This window comes from Agrobacterium sp. A3-95 (assembly GCF_053521785.1).
In genome coordinates this window covers 24,934-43,143 of sequence record NZ_JBNWDR010000005.1, presented here as the reverse complement: position 1 = coordinate 43,143, position 18,210 = coordinate 24,934, and the positions used below count along the sequence as shown (strand labels likewise).

General features: G+C 59.1%; 12 protein-coding genes. 6 read left to right on the top strand and 6 right to left on the bottom strand.

Translation table 11 applies throughout. The features are described 5' to 3' along the window. The first annotated feature begins 8 nt into the window (after positions 1 to 8). The 6 genes from ACQZ5Y_RS14805 to ACQZ5Y_RS14780 all read left to right on the top strand — a co-directional run bounded on the left by ACQZ5Y_RS14805 (position 9) and on the right by ACQZ5Y_RS14780 (position 5,993). Entirely contained in the window at positions 9 to 776 is a 768-nt protein-coding gene (locus ACQZ5Y_RS14805; RefSeq protein WP_174050246.1) for a M48 family metallopeptidase, read from the top strand. Positions 777 to 878: 102 nt separating this feature from the next. Further along, positions 879 to 1,541 carry a phosphoribosylanthranilate isomerase gene (locus tag ACQZ5Y_RS14800; protein WP_065688736.1) on the top strand — a complete coding sequence of 221 codons (663 nt, stop codon included), beginning with the start codon at positions 879 to 881 and terminating at the stop codon, positions 1,539 to 1,541. Between the two features lies 1 nt (position 1,542). Then, on the top strand, positions 1,543 to 2,763 hold the full coding sequence (gene trpB / locus ACQZ5Y_RS14795; RefSeq protein ID WP_019565940.1) for a tryptophan synthase subunit beta: 1,221 nt from the start codon (positions 1,543 to 1,545) through the stop codon (positions 2,761 to 2,763). A gap of 4 nt (positions 2,764 to 2,767) precedes the next feature. Next, on the top strand, positions 2,768 to 3,607 hold the full coding sequence (trpA, locus tag ACQZ5Y_RS14790) for a tryptophan synthase subunit alpha (protein WP_112153941.1): 840 nt from the start codon (positions 2,768 to 2,770) through the stop codon (positions 3,605 to 3,607). Between the two features lie 27 nt (positions 3,608 to 3,634). Continuing rightward, positions 3,635 to 4,528 (top strand): acetyl-CoA carboxylase, carboxyltransferase subunit beta, encoded by an 894-nt coding sequence (gene accD, locus ACQZ5Y_RS14785; RefSeq protein WP_013635186.1) that lies wholly within the window; start codon positions 3,635 to 3,637, stop codon positions 4,526 to 4,528. Positions 4,529 to 4,613: 85 nt separating this feature from the next. Further along, positions 4,614 to 5,993, top strand: coding sequence for a bifunctional folylpolyglutamate synthase/dihydrofolate synthase (locus ACQZ5Y_RS14780; RefSeq protein ID WP_174050248.1), 1,380 nt, complete (start codon positions 4,614 to 4,616; stop codon positions 5,991 to 5,993). A 49-nt stretch (positions 5,994 to 6,042) separates the two neighbouring features. Here ACQZ5Y_RS14780 and trxA read toward each other — a convergent pair whose 3' ends face one another. The 6 genes from trxA to ACQZ5Y_RS14750 form a co-directional block, all read right to left on the bottom strand. Beyond that, positions 6,043 to 6,363 carry a thioredoxin gene (gene trxA, locus ACQZ5Y_RS14775; RefSeq protein ID WP_003516334.1) on the bottom strand — a complete coding sequence of 107 codons (321 nt, stop codon included), beginning with the start codon at positions 6,361 to 6,363 and terminating at the stop codon, positions 6,043 to 6,045. A 77-nt stretch (positions 6,364 to 6,440) separates the two neighbouring features. Next, positions 6,441 to 9,998, bottom strand: a complete 3,558-nt coding sequence (gene addA, locus ACQZ5Y_RS14770) for a double-strand break repair helicase AddA (RefSeq protein ID WP_174050250.1) — start codon at positions 9,996 to 9,998, stop codon at positions 6,441 to 6,443. Next, positions 9,988 to 13,173: a double-strand break repair protein AddB gene (addB, locus tag ACQZ5Y_RS14765; RefSeq protein WP_174050252.1), complete on the bottom strand. Its 3,186-nt coding sequence runs from the start codon at positions 13,171 to 13,173 to the stop codon at positions 9,988 to 9,990. Before addB ends, addA begins: the two co-directional genes overlap by 11 nt. Continuing rightward, positions 13,170 to 13,907, bottom strand: coding sequence for a nucleotidyltransferase family protein (locus ACQZ5Y_RS14760; RefSeq protein ID WP_174050254.1), 738 nt, complete (start codon positions 13,905 to 13,907; stop codon positions 13,170 to 13,172). The genes addB and ACQZ5Y_RS14760 overlap by 4 nt, the downstream gene beginning before the upstream one ends. Positions 13,908 to 13,930: 23 nt before the next feature. After that, positions 13,931 to 15,436 carry a tRNA (adenosine(37)-N6)-threonylcarbamoyltransferase complex ATPase subunit type 1 TsaE gene (gene tsaE / locus ACQZ5Y_RS14755; protein ID WP_174050256.1) on the bottom strand — a complete coding sequence of 502 codons (1,506 nt, stop codon included), beginning with the start codon at positions 15,434 to 15,436 and terminating at the stop codon, positions 13,931 to 13,933. Further along, positions 15,433 to 18,015, bottom strand: a complete 2,583-nt coding sequence (locus ACQZ5Y_RS14750; RefSeq protein WP_003516327.1) for a sensor histidine kinase — start codon at positions 18,013 to 18,015, stop codon at positions 15,433 to 15,435. The genes tsaE and ACQZ5Y_RS14750 overlap by 4 nt, the downstream gene beginning before the upstream one ends. Positions 18,016 to 18,210: the final 195 nt, after the last annotated feature.

Here is an 18,210-nt window from a genome sequence, read left to right as displayed (position 1 = left end):
AACAGTCCATGTTTTCGTTCCTCAGAAAATCCGTGAATTCGCCGGCGCAGAAAAAGGTAGCGCCCAGCCAGCGCACCGTCGAGGTGGCTGGCCGTCATGTGCCCATTACGGTGAAGGAAAACCCGCGCGCCACGCGCATCACCTTGCGCATCGAACCCGGCGGCCGGGCTCTGAAGCTGACGATCCCGATGGGGCTTCACCATGGCCAGGTGGATGATTTTCTCGAAAGACATCAGGGCTGGATTGAAGGCAAGCTTTCGAAAATCAGCCCAGTTGACGGTTTGCGTCATGGTGCGTCGGTTGATATTCGCGGCGTATCCCATCGCATCCATCACACTGGCAGCCTGCGTGGCCTGACTCATATCTCCAAAGACGAGGACGGCACGACGGTATTGAAAGTCAGCGGAGCGCCCGAACACCTGCGCAGACGGGTGGCCATTTTTTTGAAAAAGGAAGCGAAGGCTGATCTGGAGAGGCTTGTTGCGGTTCACGCGAGCGCGGCCGGAAAGCCCGTGCGATCCATCAGCATGAAGGACACCCGCAGCCGCTGGGGTTCGTGTTCCCATGATGGAAATCTGAGTTTCTCGTGGCGTATCGTCATGGCTCCGGAAAAGGTCATCGATTATCTCGCAGCCCACGAGGTCGCGCATCTGCGGGAAATGAACCACGGCCCGAAATTCTGGGCCCTGTGCGAAAAACTCTGCCCGCATACGCAGGAAGCCAAGGAATGGCTGAAACGTCACGGCTCTAAACTCCACGCCATCGATTTTGATTGAAAGTGGAGGCGTGCATCGCCATCTGGATTCACGTGAAACATTCCATGGAAAACGGGTGCGATTTGGCTCGACTCTTGTCGCATTTCGTGTCAGGTCGCGGGTATGAAACCGGATATCAAGATTTGCGGATTGAAGACACCGGAAGCGCTGGAGCGTGCCGTCAGGCGCGGCGCCTCCCATGTCGGCTTTATTTTCTTTGAAAAGAGCCCCCGCAACATCGAGCCCGATATCGCCGGCAGACTGGCGGAAGCCGTCCGTGGCGCCGCAAAGGTGGTCGCCGTTACCGTCAATGCCGACAATGATGATCTGGACGAGATCGTTGATCTGCTGAGACCGGATATTCTGCAATTGCACGGTAGTGAAAGCCCGGAGAGGGTGCTGAACATCAAAGCACTCTACGGCCTTCCGGTAATGAAGGCGCTTTCCGTTCGCGACGCCACTGATCTTGCCAAGATTGATCCCTATATAGGCATAGCCGACCGTTTCCTGCTGGATGCCAAGGCGCCTGCGGGTTCCGATTTGCCGGGCGGCAACGGAGTATCCTTCGACTGGACCATCCTGCGCTCTCTTGACGGAAGTATCGATTACATGCTTTCCGGGGGATTGAACAAGGACAATGTCGCGGAGGCTCTGGCCGAAACCGGAGCTGGTGGACTGGATTTGTCGTCCGGTGTGGAGAGCGCGCCGGGCGTCAAGGATCTTGCGATGATTGATGCATTCTTCGATGTGGTGAATGATTGGTCGAAAGGCCCAAAGGGAGCTTGAAGTGAACGACGCGCCAACACCCAATTCTTTCCGCGCCGGTCCCGATGAGGACGGCCGTTTTGGCATTTACGGAGGCCGCTTCGTTGCCGAAACGCTGATGCCGCTTATTCTGGATTTGCAGGCGGAGTGGGAGAAGGCAAAGACCGATCCCGAATTTCAGGCAGAACTCAAATATCTCGGCGCTCATTACACTGGCCGCCCGAGCCCGCTTTATTTCGCGGAACGCCTGACGGCCGAACTGGGCGGCGCCAAGATCTATTTCAAGCGCGAAGAGCTGAATCACACCGGCTCGCACAAGATCAACAATTGCCTTGGCCAGATCCTGCTTGCCAAGCGTATGGGCAAGACCCGTATCATTGCCGAAACCGGTGCCGGCCAGCACGGTGTTGCCTCGGCGACCGTCGCCGCACGCTTCGGCCTGCCCTGCGTCGTTTATATGGGCGCGACGGATGTTGCCCGTCAGGCGCCGAATGTTTTCCGCATGAAGCTTCTGGGCGCTGAGGTAAAGCCGGTAACGGCCGGCCACGGCACTCTGAAAGATGCCATGAACGAGGCGCTGCGCGACTGGGTCACCAATGTCGATGACACCTATTACCTGATCGGCACGGCTGCCGGCCCGCATCCCTATCCGGAAATGGTTCGCGATTTCCAGGCAGTCATCGGTGAGGAAGCAAAGGCACAGATGCTGGAGGCGGAGGGCCGTCTTCCGGATATGGTCATTGCGGCTGTCGGCGGTGGCTCGAATGCCATCGGCATCTTCCATCCTTTCCTTGATGACAAGAGTGTCCGTATCGTCGGCGTCGAGGCTGGCGGCAGGGGTCTTTCGGGCGAGGAGCATTGCGCTTCGATCACGGCCGGTTCGCCAGGCGTTCTGCACGGAAACCGCACCTACCTGCTTCAGGACGCGGATGGCCAGATCAAGGAAGGCCATTCCATCTCCGCAGGTCTCGATTATCCCGGCATCGGCCCTGAGCATTCCTGGCTGAATGATATCGGCCGCGTGGAATATGTACCGATCATGGACCACGAGGCGCTGGACGCCTTCCAGATGCTGACGCGCCTCGAAGGCATCATTCCCGCTCTGGAGCCAAGCCACGCACTGGCGGAAGTCATCAAGCGCGCACCGAAGATGGGCAAGGATGAGATCATCCTGATGAATCTCTCGGGTCGTGGGGACAAGGATGTCCACACCGTCAGCAAGTTCCTCGGAATGGAAATGTAAGACCATGACTGCACGTATGGACAAGCGCTTTGCCGATCTGCGCGCTGAAAACCGCCCGGCTCTGATTACCTATTTCATGGGCGGCGACCCGGATTTCGAAACCTCGCTCGGCATCATGAAGGCCCTGCCGGAAGCAGGCGCCGACGTTATCGAGCTCGGCATGCCGTTTTCCGACCCGATGGCGGATGGCCCGGCGATCCAGCTGGCAGGACAGCGCGCGCTGAAAGGTGGCCAGACGCTGAAAACCACGCTCGATCTCGCCCGCGAGTTCCGCAAGGACGACGACGCGACCCCGATCGTGATGATGGGATATTACAATCCGATCTACATCTACGGCGTCGACAAATTTCTTGACGATGCGTTGGCGGCTGGCGTCGATGGTCTGATCGTGGTCGATCTGCCGCCTGAAATGGATGATGAGCTTTGCGTGCCCGCCTTGGCGCGCGGCGTGAATTTCATCCGTCTCGCCACGCCGACGACGGATGGCAAGCGCTTGCCGACCGTTCTTAAAAATACCTCAGGTTTCGTTTATTACGTATCGATGAACGGTATTACCGGTTCCGCACTGCCCGATCCCTCGTTGATCTCTGGCGCGGTCGGTCGTATCAAGGCGCATACGGAACTGCCGGTTTGCGTCGGTTTTGGTGTCAAGACGGCCGATCATGCCAAAGCGATCGGTGCCGTGGCGGATGGCGTGGTGGTCGGTTCGGCCATCGTCAACCAGATTGCCGGCAGTCTGACGAAGGACGGGCAGGCAACCGCCGATACCGTGCCATCCGTCACGACGCTGGTAAAAGGACTTTCAACGGGCGTGCGTGCGTCGCGCCTTGCCGCTGCGGAATAAGTGCGCGGCCCAGTCAGGAGTAGTCAGTTGAACTGGATCACCAATTACGTACGGCCCCGGATCAATTCCATGCTTGGCCGCCGCCCGGAGGTTCCTGAGAACCTGTGGATCAAGTGCCCGGAAACGGGCGAGATGGTCTTCCACAAGGATCTGGAAGATAACAAGTGGGTCATTCCGGCTTCCGGTTACCACATGAAGATGCCGGCAAAGGCGCGTCTCGTCGATCTTTTCGATGGTGGCGTCTATGAGGCCTTGCCGCAGCCGAAGGTGGCGCAGGATCCGCTGAAGTTCCGCGATTCCAAGAAATACACCGACCGTCTGCGCGACAGCCGCACGAAGACCGAGCAGGAAGATACCATTCTTGCTGGCGTTGGCCTCCTGAAAGGCCTGAAGATCGTTGCCGTTGTGCATGAATTCCAGTTCATGGGCGGTTCTCTCGGCATCGCGGCCGGCGAAGCCATCGTCAAGGCGTTCGAGCGCGCCATTTCAGAGCGTTGCCCGCTGGTCATGTTCCCGGCCTCCGGTGGCGCCCGCATGCAGGAAGGCATTCTGTCACTGATGCAGCTGCCGCGCACCACGGTTGCTGTCAACATGCTGAAAGAAGCAGGCATGCCCTACATCGTGGTTCTGACGAACCCGACGACGGGTGGTGTCACTGCTTCCTACGCCATGCTGGGTGACGTGCATATCGCCGAGCCGGGCGCCGAAATCTGCTTTGCGGGCAAGCGCGTGATCGAACAGACCATTCGCGAAAAGCTGCCTGAAGGCTTCCAGACATCGGAATACCTGCTGGAGCACGGCATGGTGGATATGGTGATCGATCGCCGCGAAATTCCCGATACGCTGGCAAGCCTTCTCAAGATCATGACGAAGGCTCCGGCAGAAGCAAACGCGGTCATTCCGCTTGCGGCTTCGGCCTGACGGAAAAATATGTCGCCCGGAGGCGGGAAGCGCCTTCGGGATGACGTTACACGTTGCATGATTTCATCTCGGGTGCGGCGGACAAATGGCTAATACAACGCCTGAAAGGCGAACAGAAGATATGACGAAGCCCGCAATCGGCGAGGCCGAACAGATCATCGAAAAGCTGATGCAGCTTCACCCCAAGGGTTTTGATCTTTCACTGGACAGAATTTCCCGTCTTCTGGAAAAACTAGGCAGCCCTCAGAAAAGGTTGCCGCCGGTTATTCATGTCGCAGGCACCAACGGCAAGGGTTCGGTTACGGCCTTTTGCCGCGCATTACTGGAGGCGGCAGGACTTTCCGTGCACGTTCACACCTCTCCGCATCTCGTGAACTGGCATGAACGTTATCGCATCGGCGTTTCCGGCGAAAAAGGCCGCTATGTCGATGATGCCGTCTTTGCGGATGCGCTGCGCCGCATCGAAGCTGCCAACGGCGGCCAGATGATAACGGTTTTCGAAATTCTGACCGCCGCGATGTTTCTGCTCTTCGCGGAGCATCCGGCAGATGCTGCCGTGGTCGAGGTTGGACTCGGTGGGCGCTTCGATGCGACCAATGTGATCAACAACCCGGCCGTTTCCGTTATCATGCCGATATCGCTCGATCATCAGGCCTATCTCGGCGACCGGGTGGAATTGATTGCCGCTGAAAAGGCCGGCATCATGAAGTCGGGTTCCCCTGTCGTCATTGGTCATCAGCAGTATGATGCGGCGCTGGATACCCTCGTTTCCACGGCTGAGCGTCTTGGTTGCCCGGCATCAGTCTATGGGCAGGATTTTTCCGCCCATGAAGAATTCGGCCGTATGGTCTACCAGGATGAATTCGGCCTGACCGATGCGCAGCTGCCACGTCTTCCCGGTCGCCACCAGCTTGCCAATGCCGCTGCCGCGATCCGGGCCGTCAAGGCTGCCGGTTTTGAGGTGACGGAGCGGATGATCGAAAAGGCCATGACAACAGTGGAATGGCCCGGCCGTCTTCAGCGTGTCCTAACCGGAAAAATCGCTGAAATCGCTCCGAAGGATGCGGAAATCTGGATCGATGGTGGTCACAACCCAGGCGCGGGCGAAGTCATTGCCGAGGCAATGGCGGGGTTTGAAGAAAAGACACCGCGCCCGCTCTTCATCATTGCCGGCATGATCAACACCAAGGATCCGGTGGGCTATTTCAAGGCTTTCGCCGATATCGCGGAGTATGTCTTCACGGTTCCAATCGGCGGCACTGATGCCGCAATCGATCCCGTCGTGCTTGCCCATGCGGCCTTTGATGCCGGTCTGGTTGCGGCGCCTACATCTTCGCTGACCGAGGCGCTGGACGAGCTATCGCGTCGCTTCGATCCCGAAGGGCCGCCGCCGCGCATCCTGATCGGCGGCTCGCTTTATCTTGCCGGAAACGCGCTTGCATTGAACGGTACGGCTCCCGAATAAAAAAGCCCGGCATCGCTGCCGGGCTTTTCTTTATTCCATGGAAAGTCGCTTACGCGGCGCCGGAAATCCAGGCCGAAAGCGCTGTCTTGGGCGCAGCGCCGACCTTGATGTCAGCCACTTCGCCGCTCTTGAAGATGGCAAGAGTCGGGATGGAGCGAACGCCGAACTGGGCAGCCAGTTCCGGGTTTTCGTCGATGTTGAGCTTCGCGACCTTGACCTTGCCGGCAAGCTCGGACGAAATTTCTTCGAGGCTCGGCGCGATCATCTTGCACGGACCGCACCATTCGGCCCAGAAATCCACCACGACGGGTTCGGAGGATTCGAGGACTTCGGACTGGAAGTTGGCGGCGTCGACTTTTACGGTAGCCATATCTGGCTCTCCTTTCAGTGAATCTTTTCCACTATCGATGTGATGCGGGCGCGTCGAAATTTCAATGCCCCGGTATCTCACTTTGTCTTTATTGCGGCAAGGGCTTGCATCATGGCATCGTCACCAACCGTCATAAAAGCGGCATTTTCCGTATAAATCAGCGCGCAGACAAATTCCTTGCCGGGATAAAGCGGTGACAGAATTTCGCGATAGATGGCAAGCTGTGCCGTGTGGGAGAAGGGTATCTCGCGCGCGTCGCGCGGCGGAACTCGGTTCGTCTTGTAATCGACCAGTATGACGCGGCCGCCATCCACTGCCAGCCGGTCGATACGGCCGGAAACCGCATAATGCTGCCTGCCGATCGTCATGGTCCCCATAATGGAAACTTCTGCGCGGCTATTGGGCGAAAATGCCGGCTGCACCGCTGGTTCTGACATGACCCGCAAAACCGCCCGTATCAGATGTTCGCGCTCGGCAGACGGCCAGAACCGTGCGGCACGTTCGGCATAACGGCGGGCTGCCTCTTCCCGCTCACTCTCGGCAAAATCCGGTAGGGCCTGCAGCATGCGATGCACCAACCGACCGCGTTGCAATGCCAGCGAGGAGACATTGGCTTTTTCGCCAAAAAGCGGCGAACGCACGGCAAGATCGTCCGCACCGTCATCAATGATGGTGCCCGCGCCGGAAGGGCTGAGTGGCCTCGGCAATGATGGCAGGGCGGGCAAGGGGGTAAGAAGCCCCGCCGGAAGAGCATATTCTTCTTGCGTCTGTGGTTCAGGCAGCCTTTGCGGAGCGGGGGTCGAACGAGCATCGGACTTGCGCCAGACAAGCCCCTGCCACTCTTCACCATCGGCCATAAACTGTTGCGGTTGGCAGTGCTTTTCATTGTCGGCGAGTGCTGCCTTGACGATGGCGTGCCAGCATTCGGGATTTTCCTTCTGGCCGCGATAACCGCAAACGACGAGATGATCGGCGGCACGTGTCATCGCCACATAGAGCAGCCGGCGATATTCGTCTTCCGCGGCCGTCTTCAGGCGTTCCTCATCGGCGCGAATGAGATGATTGGAAAAACCGCTGCCAGGCAGCCAGACGGGGAAGGCATCCCCGTCTGCTTCAACGAAGCGCAGTTTCGGGACATGACTGTGGTTGAAGGCTCTCGAACCGCCATCGACCACAAAAACAACCGGCGCTTCTAGACCCTTGGAGGCGTGCACGGTCATGATCCGCACTTCACCGCGATCCTTGTCCTGTTCGCGTTTCACCTCCGGCGAATCCGTTTCCAGAACGGATAGGAAGGCTTGCAGGCCGGGCAAGCCGGTCCTTTCATGGTCAAGCGCAAAGGACAGGAACTCGTCCAGGACATCGCTCGCCTCGTTGCCGAGACGACCCAGGAACTTTTTGCGCCCGTCATGCAGGGTCAGAACCGCAGCGAAGAAATCATGCACCGTTGCCGTTTTTGAAAGCGCGATGAAGTTCTTGAGCTTGTTGGCGACTGCGAAGAAGCGGCTGTTCTCGTCTTGCGAAAGCGTCTGCAATCTTTGCCACACGCTCTCCGTATCGGATCGCGTGGCAGCGACGTCGAAAACATCGTCTTCGGAGAGATTGAAAAGCGGGCTTTTCAACAGCGCGGCCAGAGAAAGGTCATCCTCAGGCAGCACGACAAAACGGCCAAGCGCCAGAAGGTCCTGCACGGCGATGTGATCGGTCAGGCGAAGACGGTCGGCACCGGCGACGGGAATGTTCTTGCGCCGTTTCAGCTCACGGGTCAGCGCATTGACGAAAGCATGGCGTTTTCTGACCAACACAAGAATATCGCCGGGCTCAATAGCGCGTTCCACGCCCTTTTCGATGATTGTCTGGTTGCCGATCATGCCGGCAATGCGCGCGGCGATCCGGCGGGCAACGATTGTGGCCGGCGCGCTTTCCCGAAGTGCATCGAAAGGTGCCGTCCAGTCTTCTTCGTCCTCGGCGGTTTCCGGCGCCACCATATCCCAGACTTCCACGGTGCCGGGGTGGCCGGCGCGGTTGGAGCGGTGTTCGACTGGCTCGTTATCGGCGCTGAGGCCGCTGGCATTTTTAGGGTCCGAAAAGACCTGATCGACGGCGGCCAGCACATCTTCCGTGGAACGGAAGGACAGCGGCAGGCGGATGCGGTGAAATGCCTGCTCCACCGAATCGACACGCCTTTTGGTCTCGTCACGCTCCTGCGAAAACCGCTCCGGTCGTGCGCCCTGGAACGAATAGATCGATTGCTTTTCATCACCCACGGCAAAAAGCGTGCGCCGCCCCATGCGGGCGCTCTCGCCGCTGAAGAAGTCCGCCGCCAGCGACTGGATGATCGACCATTGCACAGGGCTGGTATCCTGCGCCTCATCGACGAGGATATGGTCGATACCCTGATCTAGCTTGTAATGTACCCAGGCGCCCGCCGTATCGCGGTTGAGGAGATTGGCGGCGCGCTCGATCAGATCCTCAAAATCGAGCTGGCTTCGCTGCTTTTTCAGATCCTCGAAATCGCCGATCAGTCTCTCAGCCAGAACAAGCGCGCATTTCGTCGCCTCCAGCATTCGCACCAGACGATAGCGGTTGCGACAGGCCACGACATGGTCCCGCGCAAGCGTCAGCGCGTCGACGAGATCGGGTGCGGATTTCTGCATGCCCTTGTTGATGACATAGGCATCGGATTTTTTCTCGCCCTTGGCTGTCAACAGCGCAGCTTCGATGAATTCCATGCGCCGCACGGAATCCGTCTGCCGTTTCGCTTCCCGCAGGGCATAAGCGACATCTATGACGCGCGATCCGCCCACTTCATCGGCAAGCGTCAGATAGGTATCGAGGGAAAGCCCCGAGAGACCTGGCAAGGGCCAGAATGCCGCCGCTGCCGTTTCTTCGGTTTCACCCGCGTCTATCTGCATTGCCTGCCGCAATTGGGCATCGATGCCATCAGCCTGTTTTGCATCGATCAAAAAGGCACGAAGGGCGCTGCGATTGGCGATGATGGCGGTGAGTAGCGATTCGAGCCCGCTTTCGTCCGCCAAATCAAGCACATAGGCGAGAGACTGCGCGAGATCGGTGTCTCCCTCCGTCGAAACCGCCGTTAAAAGCGACCGACGTGCCTCGGCCAGCAGGGTTGTTGCGGCGCGGTCATCAAGGACGGAGAAGTGGCCGGCGACATTGGCCTCCAGCGGGAACTGATGCAACAAGGCTTCGCAGAAGGCGTGGATCGTCTGGATCTTCAGCCCACCGGGCGTTTCCAGCGCCTTGGCGAACAGCCGCCGCGCTTCGGCCAGCTTGATGCGATCCGGCATCTTTCCTTCGATGGCAGCGACGCGATCCCCAAGATCGTTATCCGGCAACGTAGCCCATTCCGCCAGACGGTCGAAGACGCGGCTCGACATTTCGGACGCCGCTGCCTTGGTATAGGTGAGGCACAGAATTGCGGAGGGTCGGCACCCGGCCAGAAGCAGACGGATGACGCGCTGGGTCAGCACATGGGTCTTGCCGGAACCGGCATTGGCCGAAACCCAGGCAGAACTTGCCGGATCGGAGGCGAGCCGTTGCCGGTCGCTCGTCCAGTCTATCCAGCTTTGCGGGGTGTCCGTGGCAGGCCCGTGATCGATAGGGTCAATCATCATCGCCATCTCCCGGTTCTGCCGTCGACCATTCCGAAACCCGGGCGAGGTGGTCATATTCCCCACCGTAGGATTGCTGCTCCTCCGGCACCAGCCGCGAGGCAAAGCCGTTTTCGCCATCACGCAGCGAACGCACGAACTTGGCCAGCTGATCGATTGATTCGGTTGCCAGCTCGATTGCCGATTTCGGTGCTTTTTTGCCACCCCGGTTGGAGTGTTCGTTGTTCACCTGGTCGGCAAAAAAACGGGTACCCGGCCGCAGGCGCACATAGATAAGGTTTTCCGGTGTCTGCGAACCCGCCTCGCGGAAGGCGCCCCGCATCAGTGCTGCCGCTTCCAGCGCGAGCTGCGGGTCGAGCAGCGCGCGCGCCTGATTGACTGAAGGCGCAAGCCCCGTTTTGTAGTCGATAATATCCGCCTGACCGCCGGTCTTGATATCTATGCGGTCGGCGATGCCGGTCAGCCTTATTCCTGCCTCGGGGATTTCCTGTCCGGCACGCGCCTCGAAAAAGCTGCGGCGGATGGATGGATGTCGTTCTTTCTCCCAGTCGATGAAGGCGCGTGCCACCGCCTCGAATCGCGGGCGCCAGATGACATCGACATGTGCAGGAAGATCTTCCGCGTCGAAACTTTCATCCAGAATACGCTGCATGGCCTCGAGCGATGCCGGCGTGCCGGGAATATGCCCCTCGCGGGAATAGCGCTCGATGATTGCATGATAGAGCGTGCCACGGTCGGCGGCATTGGGATCGTGGTTGAAGCCATCAAGCGGGTTGAGCTTCAGGATACGCCGCGCGTAGATCGAATAGGGGTCACGGCGCAGCCTGCCCACTTCGCTGAAGGAATAGCTCTTCGGCTGCAAGTCGGCCGGCGGTTTGGGGGCAGGGCGCTTTGCTGCTTCCTGGTCGATGCTCGCATCCATCAGTGCCGCCCAGTGGCGATAGGTCTCGCCGCGCTTCTTCAGCTGGTCGGCAAAATCCTCGCCGCCGAGTGCCAGCAATCGCTGCAGCCAGCGCGATGCGACTGCGGGTGTCGAGCCCTGTCTGAGCGCGCGGCTGTAGAAAATCTGCCGTGTCCCGTTCGCCATCTCGAAATCGTGCGCCAGCTGGCCGATGCGCCGCTCCGGCGGTTCCAGACCGATGGCTGTCTTCATGTTGCGGGACAGAAACGGGTTGTTTGCCGTCTGGCCCGGCCAAAGCCCTTCATTGAGACCGCCGATCACGACAGTGTCGACGCTTTGCAGTCTTGCCTCAAGGGCACCGAAAATGAAAATGCGCGGATGGCGCATGGATCGCGGCTTGATCGATTCGCCAGCCACCAGTGCCGCGAAGATATCAGCCCATTGCGGACCATCCGCATCAAGGATTTCGCCGCTTTCCATCAATTCGCCAAACAGGCCGGAAAGCTTGTCGCCTGCCTCGCCGGACCAGAGAGTGGCAAGATCGTTGTTGTCATCCGCGCAGATGGCTTCGATCACCCGGCCCGTCCGCTCGGCCCAATCGGAAAGCGGCAATTTGTCCGTGAAAGACCGGCCTGAGCGGTCGCGACGCACGAATGCGCTGCCAAGCGGCTCTGTCGAAACGGCGATCCGGCGTGCCAGATCGCGCGCGGCGTCTACGCTTCCCTCGGGCAGCGCCAGCCTCCAGGCAGGCGGATGCCGGTCATCGCGCTGCGCCGCCAGTTGCGCATCGAGAACCGCCTCCAGATTGCCGATTTCGGTTTCGACGCGGCCGCCTCTAAGTGCGATCAATTCCAGCGCCTTTGATGCTTTTGTAAAAGCCTCCAGCGAAAGCCCGAAACGGCTGAGCGGATGTTTCAGAAGGGAAATGACCGGCACCGGATCTCCGGGCCTGAGGGTCGCTTCCAGTGCGAGTTGCGTCAGTCCGGCCTGCGGCGTGGCGGAAAGCGGCGTACCGGCGGAATCGTCGGCTTCGATACCGAAGCGCTGCAATTCCGTCGCCACGCGCCTGGCCAGTCCGCGATCGGGCGTGATCAGCGCGGCCTGAGACGGGCGGCCAGCGCCCGGCGCTTCAAGCGCCAGCCGCAGCGCCACCGCAATTGCGGTTGCCTCTTCGCGTTCGTTGGCAGCTTCTATCAGGGTCGCTGCCGCAAAAGCATCGTCGAAAAATCCGGGTTGCTTGTCCTCACGCCAGCGGTTCCAGTCGCTGGTGGATTTGGCAGGAGCAAGTGCTGCCGAAAAAACCGCCGCGCGTTTTTCAAGATCGCTATCGATAGCGCCAATCTGAACGACATCGTCTCGCATGATATCGAGCTTCTGCAACAGCATGTAGAGCCCGTATTGCGAATGGGTGCGGCTTGAAGGATCTGTAGGGTCCTCGGCAATAGCCTCCCATTGTTCCTCCGGCATCGTAAGATCGAGGCCCGGAAGCACGACGACGCCCTGGGGCAGGGAGGCGACAGAGGCGATAAGGTCTGCTGCTGCCGGAATTGAGCCCGTGGAGCCCGCAACGATGATTGGTCCGGTGTCCGGCAGGTTGGCAAGCCGGTTCGCCTCCGCCCTCAGGATGCCGTTGCGATGTCGGCCTGCGGAAGTTCGATTGAGTTCGGCAAGACGGGCGGGCCAGAACACGCTGGCGATTTTCAGGAAATCCGCCGTCAGCTGCCACCATTGGGCGTGATCGCCGGTATCGAGATGCGCGAGCGCCTCCCATTCCTTTTCTTCCGTATCCATCGCATCGATCACTTCGCCAAGCGCGCGCGCCAGCCATATGGCGTCGGCAGGGCTGGCTGGTGCGACAAGTGGTGAGTCCGAATGGATGGCCCTGATGGCGTCCGGCAGGCTGTTGCGCCATGCCAGAATGAGGCGTGCCAGCTCGATTTGCCGGCCGGTGCCGGAAATCGGCGGCGCCAGATCCATGATCTCAGGATTTTCGATCTCGAAGAAGCCGCTGTCGTCATCGGTTTCGCCGAGCGGCCGGATCAGTGGCAAAATGGCGGAACGGCCGCCCAGAAGATCGACAAACTCTGAGCGCAGCGCGCGGGCGGAGCGCCGGGTCGGAACATAGATCGTCACCTTGGCAAGCGAAAGCGGATCCGCAGGGTCGTATTTATAGCCGGCTGTCAGTGTCCCGTCACACAGCGTTTCCGCGAGCGTTTTGAGGAACGGTGTTCCCGCAGCGATCGTCAGGACGCGCTTTGCGTGATGGGTCAAAGTCATGCAGAGCGCTTTTCCCTGTATTGCCGGATGATACTTTCGGCATCGTCTATCGCATCGGGAGTGCCGACGGTGATCCAGTGGCCATCCAGTGAAAGCCCGAAAAGCCGTTCTTTCTCGATGGCGCTGTCGAAATAGATATTCAGGTTGAAAGCATCCCCCGGCGCATCGTCCAGCAGGTGCGAATCCATGGCTATGGCCCCGGCATAAACCACCGGGTTCGTGTCCCCGTCGCGATACCGCGCCAGTCTACCATCCGACGAGAGGTTGAAATCCCTCTTGCCGTTATGACCGGTGGTACGGTCCATATCGACGCAGAGCATCGCCATATCCATGCGCGTGGCATCGAAGAATTGCGCAAGCTTGCGCAGGTTGCTGACGGCATTCAGCTGTTCGCCAATCCAGAAAAGATCGGCATTCATCACGAAGACGGGACCTGGCTCCAGAAGTTTCAGGCCCTTGGCAAGTCCGCCACCTGAATTCATCAGCTGCGACCGCTCGTCGGAAATCAGGATTTCGGCGTCGGTACGGGTTTCAAGATGGGCGATCATCTGATCGGCATGGTGATGGACGTTGACGACGATCTTCTCGGCGCCGGCCTCGACAAGGGCGTCGAGCGCGTAGTCGATCATCGGTTTGCCGGCGATCTTGACGAGCGGTTTCGGGATCGTATCCGTGATCGGGCGCATCCGGGTGCCGAGCCCGGCGGCCAGCACCATCGCGTTCTTGATCGTCATCGTGGTCAACCGTCTTTCAGTCTTTAAAATTCCATGCCCATATGGACGCACCAGTCTTTGAGCGGTGCCAGTTCGGGATGCGAAAGCGCTGCGGAAAGATAGCGAAACGTCCTTGGCATATGTTTCATATAACCGGGTTTGCCATCGCGTTCCAACAGCCTTACCCAGATACCGGCCAGCTTGCAGTTGCGCTGCGCCGACATGATGGCTAAAGCCTTGAGAAAGGACGCCTTATCGAAGGATGGCTCGTCTCGTCTAATGTCGAGATAGTGCGAAAGGAGGCGTTCCTGCAGTTCGGGCGAAATGGTAACCCGCGCATCCTGCACGATGGAGGCGAGATCGTAGGCCGTCGGGCCGATCATCGCGTCTTGAAAATCGATCAGTCCGACTTGTCGGATGCCTGCATTATGCTCTCGCCAGAGAATGTTCGGCGAATGGAAATCGCGCAGCAGTAGCCCGCTTTCGCAGCCACTGAGCGCGTCTATCAGGCCGTCCCAGAGAGCATAATAGTCACGCTTCTCGGTATCGGATAGTGATTTGCCGCGTTTGTGGGGCAGATACCATTCAACCAGCAGCGACACCTCGATCTTCATCGCCTGTCGATCGAAAGGAGGCACTTCGTAGGTGCTGCCGTCACCGACCGGCAGCTTGCGCGGTGCCGGAGCTTTATGAAGGGCGGCGAGGCAGGCGACGCTTTGCAGATAACGTTCCTCTATCGGCGTTCCGTCAAGCGCAAGCACCCCATCCCGCCCGAGGTCCTCCAGGAGGAGAATGCCCTGATCGGTATCCGCCGCCAGTATTTCAGGCGCGCAAAAGCCGCTATTTCGCAGATAATTGCCGATCGCCACGAAGGAACGGGCATCCTGGGCAAGATGGGCGATTTCCGCGTAGGTCTTGCCATCAGCAACGATCGCACCTCTCAAAGGGCGTCGCCAGTCCATCAGGATAAGGTCCGGACCATCGGTGGAAATGGTCTCATAGGCGCGTGTGGAAGCATCGCCGCTTAGAAAATGGCGGGTCGCATCGCCCTTGCCATTTTTCGCAAGAAAATCGCGAATGGCAAAAACGCGCTCAAGGCGTGCTTTCTGTTTCGCGGGAGCATCGATTACAGCCCGACGCCCGTCACCGGAGTGTTCCAGCCGCAGGCTGATGGTCTGGTTTGGCGGTAGGATTTCGGCGGCGATATCAGGCCACTCGATCAGGCAGATACCGTCTTCCAGCATCTCGTCGATGCCGAGTTCGTCCAGTTCCGAGACGTCAGACAGTCGGTACAGATCAAGATGGGCAACGGGAATACGTGTTGGATAGGTCTGGATGATCGTGAATGTGGGGCTTGGAACTTCAAGATCAGGTGCATCCGCCATCGCCCGGATAAAGGCGCGGGCGAGGGTGGATTTGCCCGCGCCGAGATCTCCGATCAGCGCGAGGCAATCGCCAGCTCCCAAAGCCAGCGCCAGATCTTCGCCTAAACGGATGGTGTCCTTTTCCCCATTGAGGGAAAGGGTGATCGGCAGGATATCGTCACTCATTCTGCGGCGATGGAATGCGGGTGCACGCCCGAAGGAATGCGGCAGGTGACGATGGTGCCGTTGCCGGGCCGGCTGTCGATGCTGACAGTGCCGTGATGGAGGCTGACGAAGCTTTCCACTATAGAAAGGCCAAGGCCAGCGCCGGTCCGCCGTCCGCCGTTGCCGCGCGTCTCGAAGCGGTCAAACACGGCCTTGAGCATGTCTTCGGGGATACCCGGTCCCTTGTCTGCCACCGAGAACAGGAAGTCACCCTCGCTGCGCTGGCATGAAAGCTGAACGGAAGACCCTTCCGGCGCAAAATTGATTGCATTGGTGAGGAGCTTGATGAGGATCTGCTTCAGGCGCTGGTGATCCGCCACCAGACTGCCGAGATGCGCGGGTGCGACGATCTCGAGCGAAATACCGCTTTCCTGTAGCCGGTCGGCAATCTGCACCGAAACGTCATCGAGCAATTCGTTGAGATCGTTTTCCGAATAGTTCAACTGCATGATGCCAGCATCGACGGTCGCGAGATCGAGGATGTCGTTGACGATTGTCAGAAGAACCGAGGAAGAGGTGGAAATATGGTCGAGATATTCTGCCTGCCGGTCCGTCAATTCTCCAATACCCGGGGTCTTCAGGAGATCGGTGAAGCCAATGATATTGGTCAGCGGCGAGCGCAACTCATAAGAGACGTGCTGCACGAAATCGTTCTTCAGCTCGTCGGCCTTGAGCAGTGCGTCGTTCTTTTCCTTGAGCGCCCGCTCGGCCCGCACGCTGTCAGTCATGTTGACGAATGTCAGCATGGTCTGCGCATCCGGCAGCGGAATAATGGCGTAGTCGAGGACCAGGCCGGAAAGTAGCTCCAACGTTCCCTGTCTTGACGGGCGTTCATCGTCAAAGCTGGTAATAAACTGGCTGAAAGAGCGCCAGCCATCCGGCTTGTCGTAGGATTGCGTGCAGGCGGCCTCCACGGCGCGGATGTGGGTTCCAGTTTCCGCCTGCTCGGCGGTAACGCCCCATAGGGCCCTGAATGCCGGGTTGGAAAGGCGAATACGTCCGTCCGCACCAAACACGGCGACACCTTCGGCCAGATGGTCGATGGTTTCGCCTTGCACCTTCACCAAGGTGTTGTAACGCATCTGTAGATCGACCTGTTCGGTCAGGTTCTCGAAGACCCATGTCGCGCCACCCTGCGGGTGGGCGGTCGCGATAACCCGCAACGTCTGGCCGTTGGGCAGATGCCACAGATCGGTCTTGGTATCGAGAGAGCGGTAAACGGAGAGTGCCGTCTCTTTCCAGTTTTTCCAGTTCAGCTGCTCGGGCAATTTGCCGGCGGTGCGCAGCCTATCGAGAAGCTCGGAATTATCGGGGCCGGATTCCAGGAAAACCAAATCGAAGCCCCACAGGGTGGCAAAGGCCTGATTGTAGAATTGCAGCCGCTGCCGGCCGTCGAAAATGGCGACGGGCGTTGCGAGATGATCCAGCGTTTCGGCGTGGCTTTTCAGAACCCGCTTCATTTCCTCGCGGGTGGTTTCCGCCTCGGTAGCATCGATGGCGATGCCTGCAGAACCGCCCGCCGTCTTGATATCGACAACGTCGAAGAAGGTACGGTTTCCGGAAACCACCGTCGAAATGCGATCATGGTAGGGGGAACTCGGCGTCGCGGCCGCACGTATCTTCTGCCGGGTAACGGTGTTCAGAAGCTCGCGTTTCTCCTGAATGGTCTGTTCGGCATCGCGCGCATCCACAGCGTGCGCATAGGCGTGGTTCACCCATATGAGTTCGCCTTCGCCATTGCGCCGCCAGACGGGCTGTTCGATTGAATCGAGAAGTTCCTGAAACGTGGAGACCGAGGCGATCAGGCGCTCGCGCTCCACCTGCAATTCGGCCAGTTCGGCGCGCAGGTTGTTGAGGGCGACGAAACGCGCGAAGGCATTGCCGCCGGAAACCCGGCCTTGAACTTCAATGACTTCGCCGCGCTGCGTCTCGATGGTCAGATCGAAACTCTGTGCGTGGCTGCGAAGTTTTTCGAGGGATTTTTCAAGCTGGCTCGCGGATGATGGCTTCAGCCAGCGCCCGAAGGCCAGAAAATCGTGATCCGCCTGCGGTGCGCCCGTCTCTACGGGCAGCTGCCCCAGAAATTCGGGGCGCTTGTCCACGCCGTCCCAGATGACGATGCGCCGGCTCTTGTCGGAGATAAGCGCCTCGTATTTCGCGATCTTGTGGTGGGATTCTGCCAGCGCCTTGCGGTATTCACCGCTCTCCGCCTCGATATTACCGCGCTGGCGCACCAGCCAGACGACGGAAAACAGCGTTGCCGAAAGCATGCCGACAAAAAGCGAATAGGTGATGGTTTCTCCGGATGAAAACAGCCGCGCGCCGGTCTTTGCGACAAGACCGTCCTGCGCCAGCGCCACATTTGCAGAACCGGCGAGAACCGTGCCGGACATCAGGACGGGAAGCCGTGAAAAGCCTGTCCGCACAGCACTGATCGCCAGCCGGCAACGCGCCATGGCCGCGCCCAATGCCACGCCAGCATGCGTGTTTTCAACGCGTTGAACTGTCTGCTCGCGCAGATCCGAATTGTGAACCGTCATCCCCGGTCTGTCTCCGTCCTATGTGCCGCATCTTCGACAAGACATCCCATTTCGTCCCCGCCGCCCTTTGGCGTGTCCGAATCAAGTTCGATGACAATACCGTCTTCATAAATTTGCGGAAAGGGAGTGCGCAAAAAAGATGCCGCGCGCTTTGTCAAGCGCACGGCATCTACATATTGTGTAATTTCAGTGGAT

Excerpts from the sequence above, each read along its gene's own strand:
- ACQZ5Y_RS14780 (WP_174050248.1), top strand. The coding sequence starts at position 4,614 with ATGGCTAATACAACGCCTGAAAGGCGAACAGAAGATATGACGAAGCCC.
- tsaE (WP_174050256.1), bottom strand. The coding sequence starts at position 15,436 with ATGAGTGACGATATCCTGCCGATCACCCTTTCCCTCAATGGGGAAAAG.
- addA (WP_174050250.1), bottom strand. The coding sequence starts at position 9,998 with ATGATGATTGACCCTATCGATCACGGGCCTGCCACGGACACCCCGCAA.
- ACQZ5Y_RS14800 (WP_065688736.1), top strand. The coding sequence starts at position 879 with ATGAAACCGGATATCAAGATTTGCGGATTGAAGACACCGGAAGCGCTG.
- ACQZ5Y_RS14750 (WP_003516327.1), bottom strand. The coding sequence starts at position 18,015 with ATGACGGTTCACAATTCGGATCTGCGCGAGCAGACAGTTCAACGCGTT.
- addB (WP_174050252.1), bottom strand. The coding sequence starts at position 13,173 with ATGACTTTGACCCATCACGCAAAGCGCGTCCTGACGATCGCTGCGGGA.
- trxA (WP_003516334.1), bottom strand. The coding sequence starts at position 6,363 with ATGGCTACCGTAAAAGTCGACGCCGCCAACTTCCAGTCCGAAGTCCTC.
- trpA (WP_112153941.1), top strand. The coding sequence starts at position 2,768 with ATGACTGCACGTATGGACAAGCGCTTTGCCGATCTGCGCGCTGAAAAC.
- ACQZ5Y_RS14805 (WP_174050246.1), top strand. The coding sequence starts at position 9 with ATGTTTTCGTTCCTCAGAAAATCCGTGAATTCGCCGGCGCAGAAAAAG.
- ACQZ5Y_RS14760 (WP_174050254.1), bottom strand. The coding sequence starts at position 13,907 with ATGACGATCAAGAACGCGATGGTGCTGGCCGCCGGGCTCGGCACCCGG.